The sequence below is a fragment of the Kaarinaea lacus genome, from assembly GCF_975902315.1.
Window position 1 is genome coordinate 1 of record NZ_CDLKIE010000053.1, and the last position, 3855, is coordinate 3855.

4 protein-coding genes and 1 pseudogene are annotated in these 3855 nt (G+C 46.2%); 4 read left to right on the top strand and 1 reads right to left on the bottom strand.

The annotated features are described in order from the left end of the window. A pseudogene (locus ACWVCM_RS00915) lies at positions 1–345 on the top strand (hypothetical protein); the annotation flags it as partial. A 227-nt stretch (positions 346–572) separates the two neighbouring features. On the opposite strand, the gene ACWVCM_RS00920 reads toward ACWVCM_RS00915, so the two are convergent. After that, positions 573–1262: a zinc metallopeptidase gene (locus ACWVCM_RS00920; protein ID WP_455199813.1), complete on the bottom strand. Its 690-nt coding sequence runs from the start codon at positions 1260–1262 to the stop codon at positions 573–575. 93 nt (positions 1263–1355) lie between these two features. Between ACWVCM_RS00920 and ACWVCM_RS00925 the strand changes: the two genes are divergently transcribed. From ACWVCM_RS00925 to ACWVCM_RS00935, 3 genes are all read left to right on the top strand, one after another. Then, on the top strand, positions 1356–1601 hold the full coding sequence (locus tag ACWVCM_RS00925) for a YdcH family protein (RefSeq protein ID WP_455199814.1): 246 nt from the start codon (positions 1356–1358) through the stop codon (positions 1599–1601). Between the two features lie 380 nt (positions 1602–1981). Further along, on the top strand, positions 1982–2782 hold the full coding sequence (locus ACWVCM_RS00930; RefSeq protein WP_455199815.1) for an N-formylglutamate amidohydrolase: 801 nt from the start codon (positions 1982–1984) through the stop codon (positions 2780–2782). Positions 2783–2786: 4 nt separating this feature from the next. Further along, positions 2787–3855 (top strand): tyrosine/phenylalanine carboxypeptidase domain-containing protein (locus tag ACWVCM_RS00935; protein WP_455199816.1); only part of this gene is annotated, 1069 nt, incomplete at its 3' end.

Here is a 3855-nt window from a genome sequence, read left to right on the forward strand (position 1 = left end):
GTACTTATACAAGAAACCAGGATTATGTGGGAGGTGGCATTTTTCCACAGGCCCTCGAAAACACTCATTCTCGTAGATTTACTGGAAAATATTGGCGATGATTATCAACACAAAGCAAGTAGGTATCTGCAGTTCTGGTGGCGGTATATTTTTAGAATGTGGAACAACCCAAAGGCAGCCCCAGAATACCAACTGGGCTGGGGGAACAAAAAAATTGTAAAAAAGGGATTGGAAACCATTATTGAATGGGATGCTGAACGAGTCATACTCGCACATGGTGAAAACATAGAAAATAATGTTAATAGCATACTTCGAATTGCCTGGAAAAAGGTGTTAAATGCCTAATCATTACCTAAATTCGGACTCGCAAACGCTCGCCAATTATATGAAATGAACGACTTTATTGACGGGCCCGATAATCAAGCAAGTTTTAATTTTCCCAAAGGGCTTACAGCAGTTGGCTCCGAGCTGTATGTTGCGGATACAGAAAATCATGTCATACGTCGAATCGAAGCTATAGACTTACCCTAAGCATGTCAGTATCGTTTGAAACGGAGCGACTATGGCTTTGATTAGCGTAACCTCAGCAAAATCAGCCAACGCCACAGGCTAAGTATATTCGCCAGCGCAGCGGCAAAATAAGTCAACGCCGCTGCCCGCAATACCTTGTTCACTGCCTGCTCCTGATTTTTGTTAATGTATTCTCCCTCAACAAGGATAGGTAACGCTTTGTTAAAACTTGCGTCCCACTCTTCGGGTAATACAATTAAATACATCAATGCCGATACCAGCATTGCCAAAATACCGGCCACCGCGGTAATAATGGCTGCATGAGGTACGCGCGTAATCAAACCAACCACTGGCATCAGCATCACTATTCCAATACCAATTTTATTGATCAAAACTGCCTTTGGGATATATTGGCCTCTTAGCAGGCTGATGGCCTCTTTTCGGTTGAACTGGATAGCGTGCCCAACTTCGTGTGCCGCTACGGCAATCGCGGTGAGTGAACGACCATTATAATTATCGGGGCTCAGGCGTACCGTGTTAGATGAAGGATCGAAGTGGTCATTGTGAGGTTCCGTCTCCTCCACATTAACGCCTTCCAACTGGAAACGGTTTATTAGATGAACAGCGAGTTCGCCCCCCGTACCGCGTATACCTGGGTCTTCTCTGGAATACCTGTCCATAACGAAACGCACCCAAAGGCTGGGGGCATAGATCGCTATCAATAATAATACTCCGAGTAACGCAAATATCATGAAGTTCAGTCTATAATTAATGGAGGCAGATCCAGATTATTAGTTCTACAAAGTGTTGATTTAGTTCATTTAGCTACCGAAAAAGAGGTTACTATGTTAGGCGAAAATCACTCTCTTGTTAATGAATTTCCTGAGCACCAGGATACTATTACCAGGCTTGCCCAAAACGATGAAGCCTTTGCAAAAGATACCAAACGTTACAACGATCTCGATAAAGAAATTCGAGAACTTGAATTAAATGGCGCGCCAATCGATGATGATGCTATGCATGAGTTAAAAAATGAAAGAGCTGAGTTGAAAGATGCGCTATATCAGCGTTTAGTTGATGCAACAGAATAACTACACTTTATGTAAAGCACCTTAGCTGAGTAAAACAAGCCTGGAAAAAGCTTGTGGTGGAAGGTGCCGGAGGTATTATTTTTTAATCTATCCAGCATCATTGAAAGATGGTGGAAAATTGAAATAGCGAGTCATTGAATGGCTACTTTTTTTCCTCATTCACAGCTGCCGTTCCAGGCAAGCAACATACAACACACCGCCTTCGCCATTTTTTAAACCATCTCCTTTTTGACTGTTAAATCAATTACCTAACAGTATCCCACAATTCGCCCTGGGTAAGCGGTAATGACACAGATCAAGTATCAGCTAATTTCCACGCACTATCATAGTGTTATGGTAGTCACGTAGAACGCTGGGTTTTAACAGGCAAGCGAACATCCATGAACAGCGAAACTTCACAACAGTTATGGCTGGAGGAACGGGAAGAAGGCCCTTTAATGGCTACCGCCATTCATGCAGGCCACGAAATTCGCGGGGAATTGTTTCCATTGATTGCGCTGGACGAGGCGGAACGATCCCGCGAAGAGGATCCCTACACTGACTACTGGGTAAAAGTCATTCCAAGCTGGTTAGTTCCAACCCGGTCACGTTTTGAAGTGGACTTAAACCGACCGCGTGATGAGGCAGTGTACCAGACACCTGAAATGGCCTGGGGACTGCATTTATGGAAACACCCACCCAGCAAAACGATGGTTGAACACTCCCTGGAAGAATATGATGCTTTCTATAAAGAACTTGCACAAATACTGGACCGAATGGCCAGGCACTACCGGCGTGTTGTGATATTTGATTTGCACGCTTACAACTACCGACGCAGAGGCGCCCATGAGCCGCCAGCCGATCCCGAAACACATCCCGAGGTAAATATTGGCACCGGCACCATGGACCGAAAACTCTGCGGTCATCTGGTAGATCGTTTCATGGAAGACCTGCGTCGCTACAACTTTTTGGGGCGTCACCTGGATGTGCGGGAAAACGTAAAATTCAAGGGACGCCAGCTGGCGCACTGGATACATAACCGTTATCCCACGACGGCATGCGTTATCGCCGTGGAATTCAAGAAATTCTACATGGACGAATGGACCGGTGTTGGTGATGTAGAACAAATAGATGCTATCCGCGATGCGTTACAATCAACCATACCCGGAATATTAGAGGAACTTGAAACACTGGAGTGTTAAAAACGTGCCTCAACTTACCGAACAGAAAATGGCCGGTATCTATGATGCACTGGCAAAAAATAAGCCGGTGCGATACCACGGACCTGAGCACGGTAATCTCCATATCGACCGGCAGTTGCCGTTCCTGGTTGTGTATCGCCGCCCAGCCGAGCCTGTTGATATCGGCACCGACCGCTTGCTGTTGGGGGAAGCTTCTTACCTGTTAGTGGAAGACGTAGCTGTTGACCATAAAGCGCTGAGTGAAATTGTAGCAACCATTGCTAATATCCAGACGAAGGCATTTGGTGCATTTTTAATACTGGAAATTTGGGCAGGCCAAATCCCGGAAACCGAACACGCACCACCTGGATTTAAAATATTCGCGCCAAAGCAGCATAGCCCTTCCCAGTTACTGGAAAAGTTCCAAAGCGCCCTGCTAAAAATTCGTGTCAATAAGCAAAAATCCAGCGTTGCTGTTCAGTTTACTGACGCCGTTCATCCACCTGAACGAGCACCATTATTAAGTAACGATCAATTAACGGCTCACAACTGGATTCATCTCGGACTTGAAGTTACCCCCATATACCGGGATCAACACGCGACACTCTTCCCTTTCGAGTTGAAAGAACTTCAGCGAAAACTGGCCCGGGCATTAAAACGTACCTTTTACGAGTTTATTCATTTAACGACTACCCATCGCCCCGTTCATTATCACGAGCTTGGCCGGCGGTCCATGACCCACGCAGTCTATGAGACGGATGAAAAACTGGCAACAATCAGCAATACCTTTGATTTGCTGTTACATGTAACACCGGTCAACGCACCAGCCGCCTGGGAGAAATTTAAGGATGGCAATTTTCAGCGTCAGCCGGAATTTCTGTATCGCGCCCGCCCCATCGATCCGGGATTACTCAAACGACAGTTATTCAAGATTCCCCTGGAGCACATTGAAGACCCTACCCTGGCGCATATATTTTCTGAAAAACGCGAAGAACTGGACCGGCAGATCACACTGGTCGCTGATCGCAACACCCGGCGATTCTTGCTGGGAAGCCGTCAACTCTATGGCGACGCGGAAGAGGACCTGGTAGAAC